Source organism: Brevundimonas sp. FV1ye28 (assembly GCF_058681135.1).
Genome location: NZ_CM178731.1, coordinates 1035998 through 1056143, shown reverse-complemented (window position 1 = coordinate 1056143; position 20146 = coordinate 1035998). Strand labels below are relative to the sequence as shown.

Sequence of the window (20146 nt, the reverse complement as noted above, 5' to 3'; positions counted from 1 at the left end):
TTGGGCGCTCGGTGCGGTCGCGGACACGAGGCTCTGGGCGCCTGGAGCAGGGAGGCAGGGAGGCAGGGAGGCAGGGGTGGGTTGCGTTACATCCCCTCAGAGGGCATCAGCGGCGTCTCAACTCGGACTGAGCCCGTCAGCGGGATCAGTGGCTATCCCGTCCGCCTATCCGTCGGGAAACCGGGCGCGCAACAGCGCCCAGCTGAATGAAATCTCACATGTCCATCCTCGCCTCGGCGCGCCAGCAATGGTTCGCCAGTCCGCGCCGCGACTTGCTGGCTGGTACCGTGGTGGCCCTGGCCCTGATCCCGGAAGCCATCGCCTTTTCCATCATCGCCGGCGTCGATCCGGCGGTGGGCCTCTACGCCAGCGTGGTGATCGCCGTGACCATCGCCTTCGTCGGCGGGCGGCCCGCGATGATCTCGGCGGCGACGGGGGCGATGGCGCTCCTGATGGTAGGGCTGGTTCGCGATCACGGGCTGCAATACCTGTTCGCGGCATCGCTGCTGTGCGGTGTGATCCAGATCGTCGTCGGCCTGCTACGGCTGGGGCGGTACATCAAGTTCGTCAGTCGCAGCGTGATGACCGGCTTCGTCAACTCGCTGGCCATCCTGATCTTCCTGGCGCAGATGCCCGAGCTGATCGGCATGGGGTGGATGACCTATGTGCTCGTCGCCGCAGCCCTGGTGATCATCTACGGCCTGCCCCGTCTGACCAAGGCCGTGCCGTCGCCGCTGGTGGCCATCGTGGTCATCAGCGCGGTCGTGATCCTGATGAAGCTGGATGTGCGCACCGTGGGCGACATGGGGCAGATGCCCTCGACCCTGCCGTGGTTCCAGCTACCGTCCGTGCCCCTGACCTGGGAGACCCTGGCCATCATCGCGCCGGTGTCCTTCACCCTGGCCTTCGTGGGCCTGCTGGAAAGCCTGCTGACGGCGAACCTGATCGACGACATCACCGATACGCCGTCGGACAAGGACCGCGAGACGCGAGGGCAGGGCATCGCCAACATCCTGTCGCCCCTGTTCGGCGGGATGGCCGGTTGCGCCATGATCGGCCAGTCTATGATCAATGTGTCGTCGGGCGCGCGAGGGCGGCTGTCGACCCTGTGGGCCGGGCTGTTCCTGCTGATCCTGATGCTGACGCTGAGGGACTGGGTGTCACAGATCCCGATGGCGGCCCTGGTCGCCGTCATGATCATGGTGTCGGTCGGGACCTTCGACTGGGGCTCGGTGCTGAAGCTTAGGTCCACGCCGATCCAGTCGTCGATCGTCATGGTGGCGACGACCGCGACGGTGGTGGCGACCCACGACCTGTCCAAAGGGGTGGTGCTGGGCGTCGTGCTGTCGGCGATCTTCTTCATGCGCAAGGTCGGCAAGACCATCGTGGTCCGGGAGATCGAGACGGTGGAGGAGGGCGTGCTGCGCTATCGCGTCTCGGGTCAGTTGTTCTTCGCCTCGGCCGATGTCTTTGCCGCCAGCTTCGAGCATCATGGCCATCCGACGCGCGTCGAGATCGACATGAGCGAGGCCCATCTGTGGGACCTGAGCGGGGTCGCCGCGCTGGACAAGGTCGTGTTCCGCTATCGAAGGCAGGGGGCGGAGGTCGTGGTCACGGGCGTGAACGAGGCCGGGCGCACGCTGATCGGGCGGGTCGGCAAGAGCGACAAGGGCGGCCCGATACCGGCGGGCGCGCACTAAGTCCTTTCCCACCGTGCACCCCGGTATAGGTCGGGGGCCAGATTACAGACGGGATGGCTGGATTTTGCACCGGGCTGTCCGCTCGAACGCCCGTCTTCGCCATCTGGACCCCGGCCTTCGCCGGGGTGCACGGAGGTGGGGAGGCGGGGGTGCAGGGGGTTTGAGGACAGCCGTTCACGACAGCCGTGACTGGACATCCCTACAAAACCGGCTGACGCTCCCTACATAGCGTTTCGACTCCCCCGAAATGACGGACCACGGATGCCAACCAAACGGCCAGGTGAAGGACAGGATCAGGGCTTCGGCTCCGGCACCATCACCGAGACGAAACCGAAGCTTCAGAAGCCCTCGCTCTATCGGGTGCTGATCCTGAACGACGACTACACGCCGATGGAATTCGTCGTCTATGTGCTGGAGCGGTTCTTCCAGAAGAGCCGCGAGGACGCGACCCGCATCATGCTGCATGTGCACCAGCATGGCGTCGGGGTCTGCGGCGTCTTCACCTACGAAGTGGCCGAAACCAAGGTCGCCCAGGTGGTCGAGACGGCGCGCCGTCACCAGCACCCGCTGCAATGCACTATGGAAAAAGACTGAGAGGATCTCCCCATGCCCTCGTTTTCACGTCCTCTCGAAGAGACCCTGCACCGCGCGGTGTCCTACGCGAATGAACGCCGCCACGAATATGCGACGCTCGAACATCTGCTGCTGGCCCTGATCGACGATCCCGACGCCTCGGGCGTGATGAAGGCCTGCAACGTCGAACTGGTCGCGTTGAAGACGGCGTTGACCCTTTACGTCGACACCGACCTGGCCGCGCTTGCGACCTCGGACGGCGAGGACGCCAAGCCGACCGCAGGCTTCCAGCGCGTGATCCAGCGCGCGGTGATCCACGTCCAGTCCTCGGGCCGCGAGGAAGTGTCCGGCGCCAATGTGCTGGTCGCCATCTTCAGTGAGCGCGAGAGTCATGCCGCCTATTTCCTGCAGGAGCAGGACATGACGCGCTACGACGCCGTCAACTACATCGCCCACGGCATCGCCAAGAAGGCGGGGCAGGGCGGCGACGTGCGTCCTGCCAAGACCGGTGGCCAGTCGCCGGAGGAGGCCGAGGACGCCGCCGCCGTGAAGTCGGGCGGGGAGGCGCTGGAAGCCTACTGCGTCGACCTCAACGAGAAGTCCAAGAGCGGCAAGATCGACCCGCTGATCGGCCGTCACGCCGAGGTGGACCGGGCGATCCAGATCCTGTGCCGCCGGACCAAGAACAACCCGCTGCTGGTCGGCGAACCCGGCGTCGGCAAGACGGCCATCGCCGAAGGTCTGGCGCTGAAGATCGTCAAGGGCGAGGTGCCGGACGTGCTGAAGGGCGCGACCATCTACTCGCTCGACATGGGCGCCCTGCTGGCTGGGACGCGGTATCGCGGCGACTTCGAGGAACGGCTGAAGCAGGTCGTGAAGGAGCTGGAGAACCACGAGGACGCGATCCTGTTCATCGACGAGATCCACACGGTGATCGGCGCGGGCGCGACCTCTGGCGGGGCGATGGATGCGTCCAACCTGCTGAAGCCGGCCCTGGCTTCGGGCTCGCTGCGCTGCATGGGGTCGACGACCTACAAGGAGTACCGCCAGCATTTCGAGAAGGACCGCGCCCTGGTGCGGCGCTTCCAGAAGATCGACGTCAACGAGCCGACGGTCGAGGACACGGTGAAGATCCTGAAGGGGCTGAAGACCGCCTACGAGGGCCACCACAAGCTGCGCTACACCGACGGGGCGATCCGTTCGGCCGTGGAGTTGTCGGCCCGCTACATGACCGACCGCAAACTGCCCGATAAGGCGATCGATGTGATCGACGAGGCGGGGGCGTCGCAGATGCTGCTGCCCGAGAACAAGCGCAAGAAGGTCATCGGCCAGAAGGAGGTCGAGGCCGTCGTCGCCAAGATGGCCCGCATCCCGCCGAAGTCGGTCTCCAAGTCCGACACCGAAGGCCTGCGCGAGCTGGAGAAGGACCTGAACCGGGCCGTCTTCGGTCAGGACGCGGCGATCGAACAGGTGGCCTCGGCCATGAAGCTGGCCCGCGCCGGCCTTCGCGATCCGCAGAAGCCGATCGGATCCTTTCTGTTCGCCGGCCCGACGGGCGTCGGCAAGACGGAGGTGGCCAAGCAACTGGCGTCCACCCTGGGCATCGAGATGCTCCGTTTCGACATGTCGGAATATATGGAGCGGCACACGGTCAGCCGTCTGATCGGGGCCCCTCCGGGCTATGTCGGGCATGACCAGGGCGGGCTTCTGACCGACGCCGTGGATCAGCATCCGCACGCCGTGGTCCTGCTGGACGAGATCGAGAAGGCTCACCCGGACGTCTACAACATCCTGCTCCAGGTCATGGACAACGGGATGCTGACGGACGCGGTCGGCAAGAAGGTCGATTTCAGGAACGTCGTCCTGATCATGACCACCAACGCCGGCGCCGCCGACAACGCCCGCGCCTCCATCGGCTTCGGCCGCGGCAAGGTGGAGGGCGAGGACGAGAAGGCCATCCAGCGTCTGTTCGCGCCGGAGTTCAGGAACCGTCTGGACGCGGTGGTCAGCTTCAAGGCCCTGCAGCCGGAGGTTATCCGTCAGGTGGTGACCAAGTTCGTGCTGCAGCTGGAAGCCCAGTTGGCGGACCGGAACATCACGATCGAACTGACCGACGACGCCGCCGACTGGCTGGCCAAGAACGGCTTCGACGAACTGTATGGCGCGCGCCCCCTGGGCCGGGTCATCCAGGAAAACATCAAGAAGCCGCTGGCCGACGACATCCTGTTCGGACGCCTGACGCGCGGCGGCCATGTGAAGGTCGAGCTGAAGGACGGCAAGATCGTCTTCGACATCAAGGCCGCCTCGGGCGGTCCGGTGAAGGAAACGGTCGACGGGGAGACGGTGTAACAACCGCCGCCTCCGCTCAAAGCAAAAGGCCCGGGAGCGATCCCGGGCCTTTCGTTTGTCTGGTAGCTGAAGCCTAGTAGCGGCGGCGGCCCGAGCCGGCCATCAGGAAGGCGATGCCGGCCAGGATGCCGGTGGTCAGCAGGGGCTTGCGACGGGCGAAGTCGAGGCCGCTCTTGACCGGGCCGCGCAGGTCTTCGGGGGCGCGGTCGGACAGGGTGTCCAGCTTGTCGATGGCGCGGCCGTAGTAGTCGAGCGCCTTGCCCTTCACTTCGTCGAACTTGCCTTCGACCTGCAGCTTGGTGTCGCCGGTCAGGTTGCCGAGGCCGCTCTTGATCTTGCCGCTGACGCCGTTGGCGGCGCCTTCGATACGTTGGTCGGTCATGGGATCGTCCTTCAGATGGGGTGTGCCGGGGAGGCGTGTCGCAATAGCGCGCGTGAACCGCCCCGGTTCCTCCAACATTGAAGGTTGCGAGGCGGTCGGTGCGGACCGATATGAAGCGTTGCAATAATGGCGAAACCGGGAGCGAGACGACCATGTTGAGGTTCATCCTGCAGGCGGTGGTGACGGCCCTGGGGCTGTGGCTGGCGGCCTACCTCGTGCCGGGGGTGGAGTTCCTCTCCACCGGATCCCTGATCGCGGCGGCGGTGCTGCTGGGGCTGGTCAATGCGATCGTGCGGCCGATCCTGGTGTTCGTCACCTTCCCGCTGACGGTGATCACCTTCGGCCTGTTCCTGCTGGTCGTGAACGCGGCGACCATCGGTCTGGTGGCCATGTTCCTCGGCGGGTTCGTGGTCGAGGGCCTGTGGGCGGGCGTCGGCGCGGCGATCGTGACCGGGGTGGTCAGCTGGATCGCCGGATCGATCATCCCGGACGAGCGTCGGGTCCGCGCGGACTAACCCACCATGCGCATCGGCGGCGTGGCGGCCTGCGCGATGAGGGCGTGCAGCGCCGCGACGTCGAAGGGCTTTCCGAGCACGCCGTCGGCGCCGGCCGCAAGATAGCGGGCCACGTCGTCCTCGAACACGTTCGCGGTCAGCATGTGGACCGGGACCCGGTTGCCGGCGGCGCGGATGGCCTGGAGCGCGGCGACGCCGTCCATGACCGGCATCATCACGTCCATCAGGATCAGGTCGTAGGCGGTGGCCGAAGCGGCGGCGACGGCCTCGGCTCCGTTCTCGACCAGGGTCAGTTCGAGGTCGAGACCCTCCAGCAGCATGGCCAGGAGCTTGCGGTTGGCGGGGTGATCCTCGGCGGCGAGGACGGACAGGACGCCGGTCTGCCCGTGCGAGGCCGGGGCGGTTGCGGTCGGGGCATCCGAGCGTTCGGCGGTGATCCGGACCCAGAAGACCGCGCCTCCGCCCTCGGCGGAGCGGACGCCGATCTGTCCGCCCATCGCCTCGACGCTGGAGCGACAGATGGCGAGGCCGAGACCGGCGCCGCCCGCCGCGCGGCCGGCCTCCAGCTGTTCGAACGGCTCGAAGATGCGGGCGCGTTGATCCTCCGGTACGCCGGGACCCTGATCATGGACCTCGATGTCCAGGGTCGTCGCGCCGTCGTTGGTCGGGCGGGCGCGCACATGCAGGCGCACCTGGCCCGCAGGCGTCATCTTCAGGGCGTTGGAGATGAGGTTGATCACCACCTGTTCAATGCGCCCCTCGTCGGCCAGGACGCGGAAGTCCTCGGCATCGCCCTCGCAGTCCACGACCAGGCTCAGGCCCAGTTCGTCGGCGCGATGGCGCCAGACACGGGCCACGCTCTCCAGGGCCTCGCGGACATCCACGGGGGCGGGGCGGACCTCGATCTGGCCGGATTCGATCTTCGACAGGTCCAGCGCGCCGTTCAGCAGGCGCAGCAGCATGGAGCCCGCGTCGCCCATGTCGGCGACCAGTTCGGCCTCCGCCTTCGGACGCTTCCTGCGCTTCAGCACCGCCACCACGCCCATGATGATGTTCAGCGGGGTGCGGACGTCGTGGCTGATCATGGCGAGGAAGCGGGACTTGGCCTGGTTGGCGCGCTCGGCCTGGGCGCGGTCGGCCTCGGCCTCGATCAGGGCGGTCTCCAGGGCGGCGGTGCGTGCGGTCAGATCGACCTGAAGCTGGACGGTCTGGCGGTCCGTCTGCATCTGGCGCCAGGCCGCGCCGATGATGCCGATGACGAACATGGCGACGCAGATCATCAGGGCGACATCGTCGCCCGACCGCCGCCAGACCAGGAAGCCGAACGCCATGGAGGCCGGTACGACGGCGAAGGCGAAGCTGAGCCGGCTGATATGCACCTGAAGCGCGCCGACCATCAGATTGCCGATGATCAGCAGAACGGCGTGCCGCTGGTAGGCGGGCTGAGTGGCGGCCAGCATCAGCACGAAGGCGGCGGTGTGCAGGGCGAGGCCCAGGGTGACCGCCTCGGTCCAGCGCTTCAGGGTCTGAAATGCGCTGGGAGCCTCGGGATGGCGCAGCGCCCGGTCGACCCGGGTCCACAGGACGGCATAAAGGCCCAGCTGGAAGACGGCGAAGTTCAGCGCCCAAGTCCAGTCCAGAAGCCAGAGGGCGACCAGGACGATGCCGACGATGGAGGCGATCCGCACCGGGAACATGTCGCCATAGCGACCGGCGTAGGCCCGTACGTACTCGTTGTTCCGGACCATCAGCTCACCGATACGCTTCGACTGCGGCCAAGCTTATCGGGTCGGGTTTAAGGAGGGGTCAAGAACCGAGACTGTGACGAAATCCAGGTTTCGTCCGGGCGATATTGACTCCATCTGTTTCGTCCGGGTAAATCCTGGCGACCCTATTGGAGACCCGCCCATGGCCGCCGCCGACGTGAAATCATGCACCGCCTTCGCCGGCCATCGGCGGATAGCCTCGGGCGCGCCGCGCGAGGTCGTGGCCGCGGTGAAGGCGGCGGTCGAGGCGGGCGAAAGCGTGCTGGTTTTCGACGACGCCGACGCCCGGCCGGTCGAGTTCGACCTGCGCGGCGACCTGGAGGCTGTGCTGGCGCGGCTGGCGCTGCCGGTGGAGGAGAAGAGGGGGCCGGGCCGGCCGAAGCTGGGGGTGACGGCGCGCGAGGTCACCCTGTTGCCGCGCCACTGGGACTGGCTGGCGTCCCAGCCCGGCGGGGCGTCGGTGGCGCTGAGGAAGCTGGTCGAGGGGGCGCTGCGCGAGGCCGAGGGGCCGGACCGGGTGCGCAAGGGCCGGGAGGCGGCCTACCGCTTCATGACCGCCGTGGCGGGGGACCTGCCGGGGTATGAGGAGGCGACGCGGATGCTGTTCGCGGGGGATGAGCCGGGGTTTGAGGCGGCGGTGGCGGGGTGGCCGGAGGGGGTGCGGGGTTATGCGGCGGGGTTAGCCGGTGTCAAAGATATTTGAACAGACTACGTGAACCACTTAGCTTTGTCGCATCCGCAGATGAAATGGAGCTTGACTCCATTTTTTTCCAGTTCAGCCTTGTCGTTTAACCAATCGGTGTCAGTAGCGTTGGCAACGGCGCAGTTGGCTTTGCATGAAAGCGCAACAAACTTACGATCGCTCATGTCGAATTTCTTTAGAGTTGAAACATTAGGAAAATCGACAAAGCTGCCATCTTTTGCTTTCTCCAACGTAATTCGCTCTAGACGGTTTGAGGCGGATCCGATGAAATGCTGAAAAAACAGATTTCCAACGCCAGGCTGGCCCAAATCTATGTTTTTTCTATATTCCTCCTCCACCAGCCCTGCGTCATCGATTATCAGCCGGCCATTTTTTATCAAGTCAGCAAGAAAATCTACAGTTGCTAAGCGACAACCCGGCGAAGCGTTTGAATCGCGACCATTTGCGACGATTAATACGTTGGTGTCTACAGCACAGCGCACTTATGTGCTCGTCTGGAGGCGTTTGATGCGAGCACGCTCAGCGGCGAGTGTTTCTCCGAATGCATCTCCCATGAAGTGATCAGGCCAGTTCTCTATCTGGCCGAGATCATCCACACGGAGCTCCTCAAGCTCTGACTCCCCTGCGTCCGACCGACAGAAGTATAGCTTAACATTTTCTGGATCTTCTTCTTCTTCGGCTATCCGGCGTTGCATGCGCAACAACAAATGCTCAGAATGGCTTTCGAATATCACTTGCAAGCCGCGGTTCTTGGTCACGTTTATGATCAAGTCAGCTAAGTTAGCTTGTGCCAAAGGGTGCAAATGGATCTCTGGTTGCTCTAGAATTACGGTTGATCCGCGCGGGACATAATATAGTAACGCGATAATCGGTAGCACTTGAGATATGCCAAACCCAACGTCGGTCAATAGTGCAGGCGGCCCACCTTTTTGCGTTGTAACCAATGCCTGCCAGTAGTTCGATCCCTTTGCGAGTTCTTTGACAGAAAAACTCTGAATAAGACCCATTTCAGAGAGCCAATGGGCAACCATCTCTTGGAAGCTCTTTAGGTGTCCTTTTGGCTTTAAGTTGTGACGCTCACCCGCCGCTGTGGCGGCTAATATGGCGTCAATAACTTTCTCTCCCCGCACGCCAACGTCTCGTGGTCGTGTGCGGGCCCAAGTGTAATCTCTCTTCGGATATTCGCGAAGAGGGCCAAGGTAGTAAATTTTGTCTATCTCGTTTTCGTAAACTGTTTCCAAGTCGGCAAGGAACGAAGCATTCTGATAATATGTGCGCGCCTGATCAGGGAAAGCATATGATTTAATTGGGCCAGGAAGCTGCCATGCTCGGCCAGGTGTCCTTATAAAGCGGAAGTCATCTCCGGTTGCCTTTAGATCAAAAGCAGTTTCCTCGCTCTTCTTGGGAGAAAGGGTGAACTGTAAACTTCCGACTTCGTAGCTTAGATATCTAGAAATCGGTCCCAATGAGCTGGACCTCACTTCTCCAGCCACTGAAACTGAAGTCGATCGAACGAGAGCCTTGGTCCGCTTCGAAGAAGGATCGCTGACGGAAAATTCATGGTCTAGTGCAAACGAAAGGCACCACGACAGATTCAATGACTCATTATGCCGATGGATTACGTCGGAGAACGTTCCAAGATCAGTATATATACCACGCAGATCAAGAGATATAGCTCGGTCAGTAGCTTCCTTCGTTTGCTTGAGCATCAGCAAAAACTGAATGAGACTGGACTTGCCCGATGAATTTGTACCAAAAAGGCCAGTTATGCTGCCGAACTGGAGCTCCGCCTTCTTCCAGGTTTTGAAGTTTTCGAACTTTAGCTTGGTTAGCATCTAGTCGTTCCGCTTGTTTTTGGCTCCGCGTTGCGCGACCAATTCGGCTAAGTAGCTAACCCACCTTTACCCGCGTCGCCGCCTCCGGCAAGTCCTCCCCGAACGCCCGCTGGTAGAACTCCGCGATCGTCGGCCGTTCCAGCTCGTCGCACTTGTTGAGGAACGTCAGCCGGAAGCTCAGCCCGAGGTCGCCGCCGAAGATGGTCGCGTTCTGGGCCCAGGTGATCACCGTCCTCGGCGACATGACCGTCGAGATGTCGCCGTTCATGAAGGCGTTGCGGGTCATGTCGGCGACGCGGACCATGGCGGCGATGGCGCGCTTGCCGTCGGCGGTGTTCCACTCGGGGGCCTTGGCGGCGACGATCTCGGCTTCGACGTCGTGGTCGAGGTAGTTCAGGGTGGTTACGATCGACCAGCGGTCCATCTGGCCCTGATTGATCTGCTGGGTGCCGTGATACAGGCCCGAGGTGTCGCCCAGACCGATGGTGTTGGTCGTGGCGAAGAGGCGGAAGTACCTGTTGGGGCGGATGACGCGGTTCTGGTCCAGCAGGGTCAGGCGGCCTTGAGCCTCCAGCACGCGCTGGATGACGAACATCACGTCGGGGCGGCCGGCGTCGTATTCGTCGAACACCAGGGCGATCGGGCGTTGCAGGGCCCAGGGCAGCATGCCCTCGCGGAACTCGGTGATCTGCTTGCCGTCCTTCAGGACGATGGCGTCCTTGCCGACCAGGTCGATCCGGCTGACGTGGCTGTCCAGGTTCACGCGAACCAGGGGCCAGTTCAGCTTGGCGGCGACCTGTTCGATATGGGTCGACTTGCCCGTGCCGTGGTAGCCCTGAACCATGACGCGGCGGTCGTGGGCGAAGCCGGCGCAGATGGCCAGGGTCGTCTGGGGATCGAACTTGTAGGCCGGGTCGACCTCGGGGACGTGACTGTCGACCGTGTCGAACATCGGCACGATCATGTCGGAATCGATGCCGAAGGCCTCACGCACGGTGACCTTGCGGTGGGGTTCGAACGTCAGCAGCGGGTCGGGAGTCGCGTCGAGGAGAGGAGCCATGAGCCTCATCTAGAGGCGCCGCGCGCGCGGCTCAACACGCGCGCGGCCCGGAAGGTCAGTTATTGCGCGCTGACACGGACATCGACGCCACCGCGGGTGGCGTTGGAGTAGGGGCAGACCTCATGCGCCCGCTCGACCAGCTTCTGAGCGGTGGCTGCGTCGAGGCCGGTGTTCGAGACCTTGAGCTCGACATCCAGGTTGAAGCCGTCGCCCTTGGTGTTCTTGCCGAAGCCGACAGAGGCGTCGACCTGGGTGTCAGGGCCGACGGGTGTGCCGGCGTCCTTGGACACCAGACGCAGCGCGCCGAGGAAGCAGGCGGCATAGCCGGTGGCAAACAGCTGTTCCGGGTTGGTCCCGGCGCCGTCGTCGCCGCCCATGGCCTTGGGCACGGACAGGTTGACGTCGACCTTGCCGTCGTCGGTGCGGCTGCGGCCGTCGCGCCCGCCGCCGGTGGCCGAGGCATGTGCGGTATAAAGAACGTCCATGGAAAATCTCCTGAGCGCCGTCGCTGCGGCGAGAAGTTATCGCGATAAGCAACCCTAATCGCCAACCATCCTGTTGTCGAGAGAAAAGTTGTTGCGATAATCAATTCCTGCTAAAGAGCTCTCATGGACAAGAGCCCAGTGCCGACCCCGCGCGATCTGCCTTTGGACGATCACCTGTGTTTCGCGCTGTATGCCGCCTCGATGGCGGTGACCCGGCTGTACAAGCCCATGCTGGATGCGATGGGGCTGACCTATCCCCAGTATCTGGCGCTGAAGGCGCTGGGTGAGGCCGGGACGCTGACGATCGGCGGCGTGGCGCAACGTCTGGCCCTGGAGCCCAGTACGATCACGCCTCTGATCAAGCGGCTGGAAGCGGCCGGGTTCGTCAGTCGGACCAGGGGCGCGAAGGACGAGCGCGTCGTCGAGGTCGGGCTGACAGACAGGGGACGGGCCACGGTGGCCGACAGCGCCTGTCTGGGCGAGGCCCTGATGACGCAATCGGCGATGACGCCGGGCGAGCTGATGGCGTTGAAAAGCCGGCTGGCGGCGTTCCGCGAACGGCTCGCCGCCTGACGGCCTAAGCCGCCAGTCCGGCCTTCTTCAGCGTCTTGTAGGCCTTGATGACGCGTTGCAGCTTGGCCTCGGCGCCGCGATCACCCTGATTCAGGTCGGGGTGGAAGCGTTTCAGCAGCTCGTGATAGCGCGCCTTGATGCCCGCCTTGTCGGTGCGGAAATCCAGGTCCAAGTCGGTCAGGGCCTGCTGCTCCAGCTTGCCCAGACGCAGGCTGTCTTCCGGCTTGGAGGCCTGTTCGTTCACCCGACGCCCGAACAGGCCGAAGCTGTCGTTCATCGAGCCGGTGGATGCGCCCGGGGCCTTGCCCATCTTGGCGGCGAAGGCGGCGGCTTCCCGGCTGTTCTTGGAGGCCTTCATGTCCCAGGTGGGACGGCCGCCGGTCATGGCCTCGTTTTCCTTGGCCGCGCGGACCTGGGCCTCGTTCATGCCGGCGTAGAAGTTCCAGCCCTTGTTGTATTCGCCGGCGTGCGCCTGACAGAATTCATAGAAGCTGTTGAGCTGCTCGCGCGACTTCGGCGCACGGGCCGTGGCGGCCTTGGTGCAGTCGGGCCATTCGCACGGCTTCTCGCCGGGCTTGAGGCGCAGGACATCGGCCTCGGCTTCGGCAGCTTCGCCGGCCTTGGGCGGTTTGATCCGCATGTCCTTGAAACGGGGCTTGTACTCGAATGACGCAGGCATTGGACGCAGTGTAAGGTCGATTTGGTCACCATCAAGGAAGCTGACATGTCTGAAGGCCCGATTGCGTCGATTATGCGGGAAAAACTGACGTCCGCGCTCCAACCGACCCGTCTGGAGCTCGAAGACGACAGCTGGCGTCACGCCGGTCACCATCATGAAGGCGGGATGGACGCCCAGCCGGGCGGTGAAAGCCACTTCAACCTGACCATCGTTTCCGCCGCGTTTTCCGGTCTCGGGCGGGTCCAGAGGCAGAGAACGGTGAACGCGGTCCTGGCCGAGGAGCTGGCCGGACCCGTCCACGCCCTGTCCATAAAGGCCCAGACGCCGGATGAAGCCGGGAGTTGAGAGAAAAATCAGCGTTCACTTCGTCTTAGAAACTTCGCCCTAGCGTCACGCCGGCAAGCATTTTGGGACGTTGGGGGACGCATGGTCGGATCCGAGGATATCGGCAAAAGTCTCGAATCGGCCCGGTCCGGAGCCATGAGCGCCAGCGAGGCGGCTCAGGCGCTGACGGCGATCCTGCAAACCCAGTATCTGCGCTACGTCATCATCGGCAGCTGGGCCATCGGCCTTCTGGGCACGGTCGGCTGGGTCGAGGCGATCGTCTGGTTCGTCGGCACGATCGGCGCCGGCGCCGTGCGCGGCAAGTTCGAAAAGAGCATGGCCGGCCGGGTCGATGCGGGCTGGGGCCTGCTGTTCCCCGCCGTCGCCACCGTGACCACCGCCGCCTGGGCCGCCGCGCCCCTCATGGCATGGTTCTCCGGTCATCCCTTTGGACAGATCCTGGCCGTCGCCCTGTTGATCAGCGGCTATGTGCTCGTGTTCGCTCAGCTTAGAAGCTCGCCGAAACAGGCTCTGGTGATTTCGTCCCCCTATACGGCGGTGGCCATCGCCATCGCCGTCAGCCTCTGGGGCGGGCCGTCGTTCTGGGCCTTCCTGGCCATCATGCCCTTCACCGCCGCCGGCATGTTCGTGCTGGTGACCATGACCATGCTGCGCGAGGAACGGATCCGCGCGTTCCAGGAGCATCAGGCGCATCTGATCGAGGAGCTGCAGACCGCCCGCGACAAGGCCGACGCCGCCAACCAGGCCAAGTCGAACTTCCTCGGCGTCATCTCGCACGAACTGCGCACGCCGATGAACGGCGTCCTCGGCGCGGCCCAGCTTCTGGGCGCGACGCGTCTGGAGCCGACGCAGCGGGAATATCTGTCGATCATCCGCAACTCGGGCGACAACCTGTTGAGCCTGCTCAACGACATCCTCGACATGACCAAGATCGAGGCCGGCAAGATGACCTTCGAGGTCATCGACATCCAGCTGGACGACCTGCATCGCCGCGTCGTCGGGCCGTTCGTCGCCCAGGCCGAGGCCAAGGGCCTGGAGTTCCGATCCACCCTGGTCGGCGAGACCCCGGCCGTGGTGCGCGGCGATCCGCTGCGCGTCTGCCAGGTCATCCAGAACCTGTTGTCGAACGCGGTGAAGTTCACCGACGAAGGCTTGATCGATTACCGGATCGAATCGACCCGCATCAACGACCGCCGCGTCGCCTTCGCCTTCTCGGTGACCGACAGCGGCTCGGGGATCGCCGAGGCTGACCTGGAGCGACTGTTCCAGCCCTTCACCCAGGCCGATGCCTCCTCGACCCGTCGATTCGGCGGCACGGGCCTGGGCCTGACCATCGCCCGGCGCATGGCCAACATCATGGGCGGCGACATCACCGTGACCTCGACCGTCGGTCAGGGCTCGACCTTCACCCTGATCGTCGAGGCCGAGGTGGTCGAGTGGTCGGCGGTGAGCGAGGTCGAAGCCATCGACGCGGAAATCGGCGACGGCGAATGCCTGAACGTCCTGGTGGTCGAGGATCACCCGGTCAACCGCATGATCCTGGAAGCCTGGCTCGGCTCGGCCGGTCACAGCACCGCGACCGCCGAGAACGGCCAGATCGCCGTCGACATCGCCAGCCAGCAGCGATTCGACCTGATCATCATGGACGTCAACATGCCGGTCATGGACGGCCTCAGTGCCACCCGACTGATCCGCGCACGGGGCGTGAACGCCGAGACCCCGATCGCCGTCCTGTCCGCCTCGGCCCGCAGCGAGGACCATGCGGCGGGTCTGGAAGCGGGCGCCGACGCCTATCTGAACAAGCCGATCGACTTCGCCGCCCTGGCCCAACTGATGCAGACGGTGCGTGGCGGCCGGATCAGCCTGCGAGCGGCGGCGGAAATGGGCGAGACTGCGGCGGCCGCCTGAACGAGACCTGATCGACGCCGTTCAGACACGGCTCAACCGCGTGATCCTAGTGTGGGGGCAAGTCGGAGCCCCCCGACATCTAGGAGTATGTGATGAACAAGTTTGCCACCGCCGCCCTGGCCGCCGTGATCGCCACGGGTTCCATCGGCATCGCCTCGGCCGCCGACGCCCAGTCGCGCCCCGAGCAGCGCCAGGATCGCCGCGAAGACCGTCGTGACGACCGTCGTGACGACCGCAACGACCGCCGTGAATGGCGCCAGGACAACCGCGAAGACCGTCGCGAGTACCGTCAGGATCGTCGCGACGACCGTCAGGACTATCGCCAGCAGGCCCGGGCCTATGATCGCTGGCAGCGGTCGGAACGTCGCTACAATGCCGGCCGCTATTCCCCGCCGCGCGGCTATCAGGTCCGCCAGTGGAGCTATGGCCAGCGGATCCCAAGCTACTATTCGCGCGGCTACGTCGTGAACAACTACTCGTCCTACGGTCTGCGCGCGCCGCCCCGCGGCTACCACTATGTCCGTTCGGGCAATGACGTGGTTCTGGCTGCGGTCGCCGGTGGTCTGATCACCGCCGTCATCGCTGGTCTGTTCAACTAAAAACCGATCAGTGTCGAAAGCTTCGCCCCGGAGGGAGACCTCCGGGGCGTTGTCGTGTCTCACATCACCGTGCACCCCGGCCCCCGGGTCCGGCTTCGCCGGCCCGAGGATGAACCAAGGGCCGGGGTCCAGATAGCGGACACATTTCTGGGTTCGTGAGCAGCGATCAGTGACCAATCATCTCTTTCGGAGTTTGCATCTGGACCCCGGCCTTCGCCGGGGTGCACGGATAGGGAAGAATGCGCGCCTTCGCTGAACTGCTCGACCGCCTGGCGCTGACCGGGTCGCGGAACGCCAAGCTGGTGTTGCTGCGGGACTATCTGCGCAGCACCCCCGATCCCGACAGAGGCTGGGCGCTGGCGGCGCTGACGAGCGAGCTGGTGTTCAATGACGCCAAGCCTGCGATGATCAGGAAGGCCGTGGAGGTGAGGGTCGATCCGGTGCTGTTCGGCTGGTCCTACGACTATGTCGGCGACCTGGCGGAGACGGCGGCCCTGATCTGGCCCACGGACCCCGCCTATCGGCCCAACCGCGAACCGGAGCTGGGCGAGGTCGTCGATGCGCTCGCCGCCGCAAAACGGGGTGAGGTCCAGGGGCTGATCGAGGGTTGGCTGGATGCGCTGGCGCCCAAGGGCCGATGGGCGTTGCTGAAGCTAGTGACCGGCGGGATGCGGGTTGGGCTGTCTGCTCAGCTGGCGCGGACGGCCGTGGCGATGATGCGGCCCGAGAGCGTGACCGATGCGCCGGACCCGGACGGCGGTGAGGCGACGACGACGCTGGAGCCCCTGACCGCCGCCGACATCGTCGAGGTCTGGCACGCGGTGAAGCCGCCCTATGCCGAACTGTTTGCCTGGGTCGAGGGCCGGGCGGAGCGACCCGACACCGAGGCGCCGGGCCGGTTCCGGCAGGTCATGCTGGCCGTGGCAATCGACGAGGCGGTGGATTTCAACAAGCTCGACCCCGCCGACTATGCCGCCGAATGGAAATGGGACGGCATCCGGGTGCAGGCCGTGCGCGAGAACGGCGTGGCGCGGCTCTATTCCCGCCACGGCGACGAGGTGACGGGCACCTTCCCCGATCTGATGAACGCCCTGACCTTCGAAGGCGCGATCGACGGCGAGCTGCTGGTCATGCGGGACGGGGCCGTCGCGCCGTTCGGCGACCTGCAACAGCGGCTGAACCGCAAGACCGTGGATGCGAAGCTGATGACCGCCTATCCGGCGTCGCTCTATGCCTATGATCTGCTGGGGGAGGCGGGCGAGGATTTGCGCGGGTTGCCATTGAAGGAACGGCGGGCGCGGCTGGAGGCGGTAGTGGCCGGCCACACCGGAGAGCGGCTGCATCTGTCGCCGGTGGTGGAGTTCGACAGCTGGGAGGGTCTCGGCGTCCTGCGGGCCGATCCGCCCGTGGGAGCGGCGGCCGAGGGCCTGATGCTGAAGCGCTGGGACAGCCCCTACATCGCCGGACGGCCCAAGGGGCCGTGGTTCAAGTGGAAGCGCGATCCGCATGTCGTCGATTGCGTGATGATGTACGCCCAGCGCGGGCACGGAAAACGGTCGAGCTTCTATTCCGACTACACCTTCGGCGTCTGGACGCCGGAGGGGACGCTGACCCCCGTGGGCAAGGCCTATTTCGGCTTCACCGACGAGGAGCTGAAGCAGCTTGACAAGTTCGTGCGCGATCACACCATCGAGCGGTTCGGTCCGGTGCGGTCGGTCCGGGCAGAGCGGGATTTCGGCCTGGTGCTGGAGATCGCCTTCGAAGGCCTGCAACGGTCGCCTCGACACAAGTCGGGGGTGGCCATGCGGTTTCCGCGCGTCAGCCGCATCCGCTGGGACAAGCCGGCGCGGGAGGCGAATACGCTGGGCGACGTGATGGACCTGTTGGACGCGCTGGAGAGCGGCGGCGGACGGGTCGCGAAGGTCTAGGCGCTCTTGCGACGCGTGCGCCACGCCTTGTCGTTCTGGTCGGTGACGCCGCAGAGCTGCAGGAAGGTGACCACCGCCACGGGGGCGGCGACGGTCGCTACGGCCAGCAGGGCGAACCCGGCGGGGAGGGGCGCCGTCGCCTCGATCATCAGAGGGATCAGGCCCCAGCGGACCGGGAAAGGCTGGACGTCGATAGCCGGCTCGGCGCGCAGGTGCGGGCAATGCTTCAAGGACAGGTCCGAGCATCTGCGGTGCAGAGGCGCGATGGCCCCCGCATCCACGATCACCTGTTCGTCGGTGATGGTCGGAGGCAGATCGGCCCGGCCCGAGGCGCGCAGCCTGCCGGCGGCGACGCGGCGAGCGACCTGGGTCACGCGATCACCTGGCGCGGTGGGCTGGCCGCACATCGGACAGAGCATGCGGGTCATGCTGAGGCGCTGACGCAGAAGGTGGTTCTTCGAATACTCGGGTTTGCCGAAACCCGGCTGTTCGGTCTGGACCAATGCCAGTTGGCCGCCGACCGAGGGGCAGGGGCGGACGCCTTCGATCGGTTCGGCTGTCCAGCTGGTGACCCACGGCACATCGACGCCGACGACGAGTGATGATTGCCGCAAGACCTTGCTCCCCCTCAGGAAAGTTCATCCTGCGCTCACCATGCGACTGCGTCGAGAGGCCTTAAAAGTGAAGCTGTCGGGTTCCAAATCGGGCCTGAGGCGTTAGACCCCGCTCATGACTTCCAGAGCCGACCCGCTAGACACCCTCATCGCCACCGGACAACAGGCGGTCGCCGTCGATACGGTGATGCTGGCCAAGCTGACCCAGATTGCAGGCGACTTCGCGGTCAATCTGGCCATCGCCCTGATCATACTGGCCGCGACCGTGTTCGCCGCGAAATGGGCGTCCCGAGCCACGCGCAAGGCGCTGGGTCGCGTGCGGGGCTTCCGGCACGATCCGACGGTGCTCAGCTTCGCCGTGCAGGTGGTCCGCGTGCTGGTCTTCCTGATCGGTTTCATCGCGGTGCTGCAGCGGCTGGGGGTTCAGACCACCTCGATCATCGCGGTGCTGGGCGCGGCCTCCCTGGCGGTCGGCTTAGCGCTTCAGGGGACGCTCTCTAACGTGGCGGCGGGCGTGATGCTGCTGGTCCTGAGGCCCTATCGGGTCGGCGACCTGGTCAACATCGGCGGAAACATCGGCAAGGTGCAGCGGCTGGACCTGTTCTTCACCCAGTTGTCCGACGCCAACAACGTGAAGATCATGGCGCCCAATGGAAAGGTGTTCGACGACATCATCCTGAACCTGTCCGGCCAGCAGACGCGTCGCATCGAACTGAAGATCGGGGTGGGCTACGGCGAGAACCTGTCCCGGACACGGGAGGTCCTGACGACCGCCGCGGCCGGCGTGGACGCCGTCATGGCCGATCCTGCGCCCTGGGCAGGGGTCACTAATATGCTGGACAGCGCCATGGAGGTCACCCTGACCGCCTGGGTGTCGTCGGCCGACTACTGGCAGACCCGGGCCGATGTGTTCCAGGCGGCCAAGGAGGCGCTGGATGCGGCCGATATCGAGATCCCGTTCCCCCACCAGGTGGCCGTGCCTTATGGCGACGACGATCTGGTGATGCCGGTCGTCGCCGAAGGGGCGGTGGTGCGCAAGGGTAAGGCCGATCCGCGCAGCGCGGGCTTCGACAGCCGACCGGACGAAGACGTCGAGAACGAGGGCTGAGGCCATGCGCTACGATTTTGGATCTGACAACACCGCAGGGATGGCGCCGGCCGCGCTACAGGCCCTGATCGCGGCCAATGACGGCTATGCCCGGGCCTATGGCGCCGACGACGTCACCGCGCGGGCGGCCGATCAGATTCGGCGGAGGCTGGATGCGGACGCCGAGATCCGGTTCGTGTTTTCGGGCACGGCGGCCAACGCCATCGCCCTGTCGATGCTGGCCTATCCGCACGAGGCCGTGCTGGCCCACCACGCGGCCCACGTCTGTACCGACGAAACCGGAGCGCCCGGCTTCTTCGGTCAGGGCGTCGGTTTGATCGGCCTGCCGGGCCTGTCGGGCAAGATCGATCAGAAGGCGCTCGAAGCCGCGCTGGAGGAGCCGGAGGTCGGTCATCGCCAGCCGCCCGCCGCCCTGTCGCTGACCCAGTCCACCGAATACGGCACGGTCTACACCGAGGAAGAGCTGCGCCACCTGATCGAGCCGGTGAAGACGCGCGGGTACGGCGTCCATCTGGACGGCGCGCGGCTGGCCAATGCGGCGGCGGCGGGCTTCGACCTGACCCAGATCGCGCGGCTGGGCGTCGATGTCCTGGTGTTCGGCGGGGCCAAGGCCGGCGGCCTGTGCACCGAGGCCATCGTCATGTTCGACAAGACCCTGGCGCGCCGGGTCGACAACCGGCTGAAGCAGGCGGGCCAGACCGCGTCCAAGGGCCGGTTCCTGGCGGCGCCCCTTTTGGGGATGCTGGAGTCGAACGCCTGGGAGGACGGTGCCGCCCACGCCAACCTGATGGCCCTGCGACTGGCCGAGGGGATTGCGCTGCGCTCGCCCTTCGTGCTCGCCCATCCGGTGGAGGCCAATGCGGTCTTCGTTCGCATGCCCGTCGCCGCGCATGCCCGGCTGAACGAGATGGGCTGGGCCTGTTACCGGTTCGACGACGGCTCGGTGCGGTTCGTCTGTTCCTGGGCGACGGACCCGGCAGTGGTCGATGAAGTCATCGAGGCGATCGCCGGACTTTCGTGACGC

At 65.0% G+C, this 20146-nt stretch carries 20 protein-coding genes and 1 other annotated feature; of the genes, 12 read left to right on the top strand and 8 right to left on the bottom strand.

The window, feature by feature from the left end; translation table 11 throughout:
* Window positions 1-121 precede the first annotated feature (121 nt).
* Window positions 122-182 (top strand) — a sequence feature (sul1 is cis-regulatory element that is thought to sense ions involved in sulfur or methionine metabolism; They are found in Alphaproteobacteria).
* A gap of 36 nt (window positions 183-218) precedes the next feature.
* The 3 genes from ACW171_RS05350 (at window position 219) to clpA (ending at window position 4622) form a co-directional block, all read left to right on the top strand.
* Window positions 219-1700, top strand: a complete 1482-nt coding sequence (locus tag ACW171_RS05350; protein WP_492096060.1) for a SulP family inorganic anion transporter — start codon at window positions 219-221, stop codon at window positions 1698-1700.
* Between the two features lie 261 nt (window positions 1701-1961).
* Window positions 1962-2294: an ATP-dependent Clp protease adapter ClpS gene (gene clpS, locus ACW171_RS05345; RefSeq protein WP_492096059.1), complete on the top strand. Its 333-nt coding sequence runs from the start codon at window positions 1962-1964 to the stop codon at window positions 2292-2294.
* Between the two features lie 12 nt (window positions 2295-2306).
* Entirely contained in the window at window positions 2307-4622 is a 2316-nt protein-coding gene (clpA, locus tag ACW171_RS05340) for an ATP-dependent Clp protease ATP-binding subunit ClpA (protein WP_492096058.1), read from the top strand.
* Window positions 4623-4695: 73 nt separating this feature from the next.
* Here the strand turns inward: clpA and ACW171_RS05335 are convergent, their stop codons facing one another.
* Window positions 4696-5004, bottom strand: a complete 309-nt coding sequence (locus tag ACW171_RS05335; protein WP_492096057.1) for a CsbD family protein — start codon at window positions 5002-5004, stop codon at window positions 4696-4698.
* A gap of 152 nt (window positions 5005-5156) precedes the next feature.
* On the opposite strand from ACW171_RS05335, the gene ACW171_RS05330 reads away from it, so the two are divergent.
* A complete protein-coding gene (locus ACW171_RS05330) occupies window positions 5157-5519 on the top strand; it encodes a phage holin family protein (protein WP_492096056.1) in 363 nt (120 codons plus the stop codon).
* Here ACW171_RS05330 and ACW171_RS05325 read toward each other — a convergent pair.
* Window positions 5516-7267 (bottom strand): hybrid sensor histidine kinase/response regulator, encoded by a 1752-nt coding sequence (locus tag ACW171_RS05325; protein WP_492096055.1) that lies wholly within the window; start codon window positions 7265-7267, stop codon window positions 5516-5518. The two genes, ACW171_RS05330 and ACW171_RS05325, sit on opposite strands and share 4 nt — an antisense overlap.
* 160 nt (window positions 7268-7427) lie before the next feature.
* On the opposite strand from ACW171_RS05325, the gene ACW171_RS05320 reads away from it, so the two are divergent.
* On the top strand, window positions 7428-7988 hold the full coding sequence (locus ACW171_RS05320) for a DUF2239 family protein (protein WP_492096054.1): 561 nt from the start codon (window positions 7428-7430) through the stop codon (window positions 7986-7988).
* 5 nt (window positions 7989-7993) lie between these two features.
* On the opposite strand, the gene ACW171_RS05315 is transcribed toward ACW171_RS05320, so the two are convergent.
* Genes ACW171_RS05315 through ACW171_RS05300 form a run of 4 tightly spaced genes read right to left on the bottom strand, consistent with a single transcriptional unit; the run spans window position 7994 to window position 11368 of the window.
* Window positions 7994-8470, bottom strand: coding sequence for a hypothetical protein (locus tag ACW171_RS05315; protein WP_492096053.1), 477 nt, complete (start codon window positions 8468-8470; stop codon window positions 7994-7996).
* Window positions 8471-9823, bottom strand: a complete 1353-nt coding sequence (locus ACW171_RS05310; protein WP_492096052.1) for a DUF3696 domain-containing protein — start codon at window positions 9821-9823, stop codon at window positions 8471-8473.
* Window positions 9824-9878: 55 nt separating this feature from the next.
* A complete protein-coding gene (gene cobS / locus ACW171_RS05305; protein ID WP_492096051.1) occupies window positions 9879-10883 on the bottom strand; it encodes a cobaltochelatase subunit CobS in 1005 nt (334 codons plus the stop codon).
* A 59-nt stretch (window positions 10884-10942) separates the two neighbouring features.
* Window positions 10943-11368, bottom strand: coding sequence for an organic hydroperoxide resistance protein (locus tag ACW171_RS05300; RefSeq protein ID WP_492096050.1), 426 nt, complete (start codon window positions 11366-11368; stop codon window positions 10943-10945).
* 123 nt (window positions 11369-11491) lie between these two features.
* Between ACW171_RS05300 and ACW171_RS05295 the strand changes: the two genes are divergently transcribed.
* Window positions 11492-11941 carry a MarR family winged helix-turn-helix transcriptional regulator gene (locus ACW171_RS05295; RefSeq protein WP_492096049.1) on the top strand — a complete coding sequence of 150 codons (450 nt, stop codon included), beginning with the start codon at window positions 11492-11494 and terminating at the stop codon, window positions 11939-11941.
* A 4-nt stretch (window positions 11942-11945) separates the two neighbouring features.
* Here the strand turns inward: ACW171_RS05295 and ACW171_RS05290 are convergent, their stop codons facing one another.
* Window positions 11946-12620: a J domain-containing protein gene (locus tag ACW171_RS05290; RefSeq protein WP_492096048.1), complete on the bottom strand. Its 675-nt coding sequence runs from the start codon at window positions 12618-12620 to the stop codon at window positions 11946-11948.
* Between the two features lie 45 nt (window positions 12621-12665).
* Between ACW171_RS05290 and ACW171_RS05285 the strand changes: the two genes are divergently transcribed.
* From ACW171_RS05285 to ACW171_RS05270, 4 genes are all read left to right on the top strand, one after another.
* Complete coding sequence (locus ACW171_RS05285) at window positions 12666-12965, top strand: BolA family protein (RefSeq protein ID WP_492096047.1); 300 nt, start codon at window positions 12666-12668, stop codon at window positions 12963-12965.
* Between the two features lie 135 nt (window positions 12966-13100).
* Window positions 13101-14873, top strand: a complete 1773-nt coding sequence (locus ACW171_RS05280; protein ID WP_492096046.1) for a response regulator — start codon at window positions 13101-13103, stop codon at window positions 14871-14873.
* A 92-nt stretch (window positions 14874-14965) separates the two neighbouring features.
* Window positions 14966-15472: an RcnB family protein gene (locus ACW171_RS05275; protein ID WP_492096045.1), complete on the top strand. Its 507-nt coding sequence runs from the start codon at window positions 14966-14968 to the stop codon at window positions 15470-15472.
* 239 nt (window positions 15473-15711) lie between these two features.
* Complete coding sequence (locus tag ACW171_RS05270; RefSeq protein ID WP_492096044.1) at window positions 15712-17400, top strand: cisplatin damage response ATP-dependent DNA ligase; 1689 nt, start codon at window positions 15712-15714, stop codon at window positions 17398-17400.
* On the opposite strand, the gene ACW171_RS05265 is transcribed toward ACW171_RS05270, so the two are convergent.
* Window positions 17397-18014: a hypothetical protein gene (locus tag ACW171_RS05265; protein WP_492096043.1), complete on the bottom strand. Its 618-nt coding sequence runs from the start codon at window positions 18012-18014 to the stop codon at window positions 17397-17399. The genes ACW171_RS05270 and ACW171_RS05265 overlap by 4 nt on opposite strands.
* A gap of 115 nt (window positions 18015-18129) precedes the next feature.
* Here ACW171_RS05265 and ACW171_RS05260 point away from each other — a divergent pair, with 115 nt between their 5' ends.
* Window positions 18130-19122 (top strand): mechanosensitive ion channel family protein, encoded by a 993-nt coding sequence (locus tag ACW171_RS05260; RefSeq protein ID WP_492096042.1) that lies wholly within the window; start codon window positions 18130-18132, stop codon window positions 19120-19122.
* A gap of 4 nt (window positions 19123-19126) precedes the next feature.
* A complete protein-coding gene (locus tag ACW171_RS05255; protein ID WP_492096041.1) occupies window positions 19127-20143 on the top strand; it encodes a threonine aldolase family protein in 1017 nt (338 codons plus the stop codon).
* The last annotated feature ends 3 nt before the right edge of the window (window positions 20144-20146 follow it).

What these genes read in the sequence shown, in the direction of transcription:
- ACW171_RS05350 (WP_492096060.1), top strand. Translation starts at nt 219, where the DNA reads ATGTCCATCCTCGCCTCGGCGCGCCAGCAATGGTTCGCCAGTCCGCGC.
- clpS (WP_492096059.1), top strand. Translation starts at nt 1,962, where the DNA reads ATGCCAACCAAACGGCCAGGTGAAGGACAGGATCAGGGCTTCGGCTCC.
- clpA (WP_492096058.1), top strand. Translation starts at nt 2,307, where the DNA reads ATGCCCTCGTTTTCACGTCCTCTCGAAGAGACCCTGCACCGCGCGGTG.
- ACW171_RS05335 (WP_492096057.1), bottom strand. Translation starts at nt 5,004, where the DNA reads ATGACCGACCAACGTATCGAAGGCGCCGCCAACGGCGTCAGCGGCAAG.
- ACW171_RS05330 (WP_492096056.1), top strand. Translation starts at nt 5,157, where the DNA reads ATGTTGAGGTTCATCCTGCAGGCGGTGGTGACGGCCCTGGGGCTGTGG.
- ACW171_RS05325 (WP_492096055.1), bottom strand. Translation starts at nt 7,267, where the DNA reads ATGGTCCGGAACAACGAGTACGTACGGGCCTACGCCGGTCGCTATGGC.
- ACW171_RS05320 (WP_492096054.1), top strand. Translation starts at nt 7,428, where the DNA reads ATGGCCGCCGCCGACGTGAAATCATGCACCGCCTTCGCCGGCCATCGG.
- ACW171_RS05310 (WP_492096052.1), bottom strand. Translation starts at nt 9,823, where the DNA reads ATGCTAACCAAGCTAAAGTTCGAAAACTTCAAAACCTGGAAGAAGGCG.
- cobS (WP_492096051.1), bottom strand. Translation starts at nt 10,883, where the DNA reads ATGGCTCCTCTCCTCGACGCGACTCCCGACCCGCTGCTGACGTTCGAA.
- ACW171_RS05300 (WP_492096050.1), bottom strand. Translation starts at nt 11,368, where the DNA reads ATGGACGTTCTTTATACCGCACATGCCTCGGCCACCGGCGGCGGGCGC.
- ACW171_RS05295 (WP_492096049.1), top strand. Translation starts at nt 11,492, where the DNA reads ATGGACAAGAGCCCAGTGCCGACCCCGCGCGATCTGCCTTTGGACGAT.
- ACW171_RS05290 (WP_492096048.1), bottom strand. Translation starts at nt 12,620, where the DNA reads ATGCCTGCGTCATTCGAGTACAAGCCCCGTTTCAAGGACATGCGGATC.
- ACW171_RS05285 (WP_492096047.1), top strand. Translation starts at nt 12,666, where the DNA reads ATGTCTGAAGGCCCGATTGCGTCGATTATGCGGGAAAAACTGACGTCC.
- ACW171_RS05280 (WP_492096046.1), top strand. Translation starts at nt 13,101, where the DNA reads ATGAGCGCCAGCGAGGCGGCTCAGGCGCTGACGGCGATCCTGCAAACC.
- ACW171_RS05275 (WP_492096045.1), top strand. Translation starts at nt 14,966, where the DNA reads ATGAACAAGTTTGCCACCGCCGCCCTGGCCGCCGTGATCGCCACGGGT.
- ACW171_RS05270 (WP_492096044.1), top strand. Translation starts at nt 15,712, where the DNA reads ATGCGCGCCTTCGCTGAACTGCTCGACCGCCTGGCGCTGACCGGGTCG.
- ACW171_RS05260 (WP_492096042.1), top strand. Translation starts at nt 18,130, where the DNA reads ATGACTTCCAGAGCCGACCCGCTAGACACCCTCATCGCCACCGGACAA.
- ACW171_RS05255 (WP_492096041.1), top strand. Translation starts at nt 19,127, where the DNA reads ATGCGCTACGATTTTGGATCTGACAACACCGCAGGGATGGCGCCGGCC.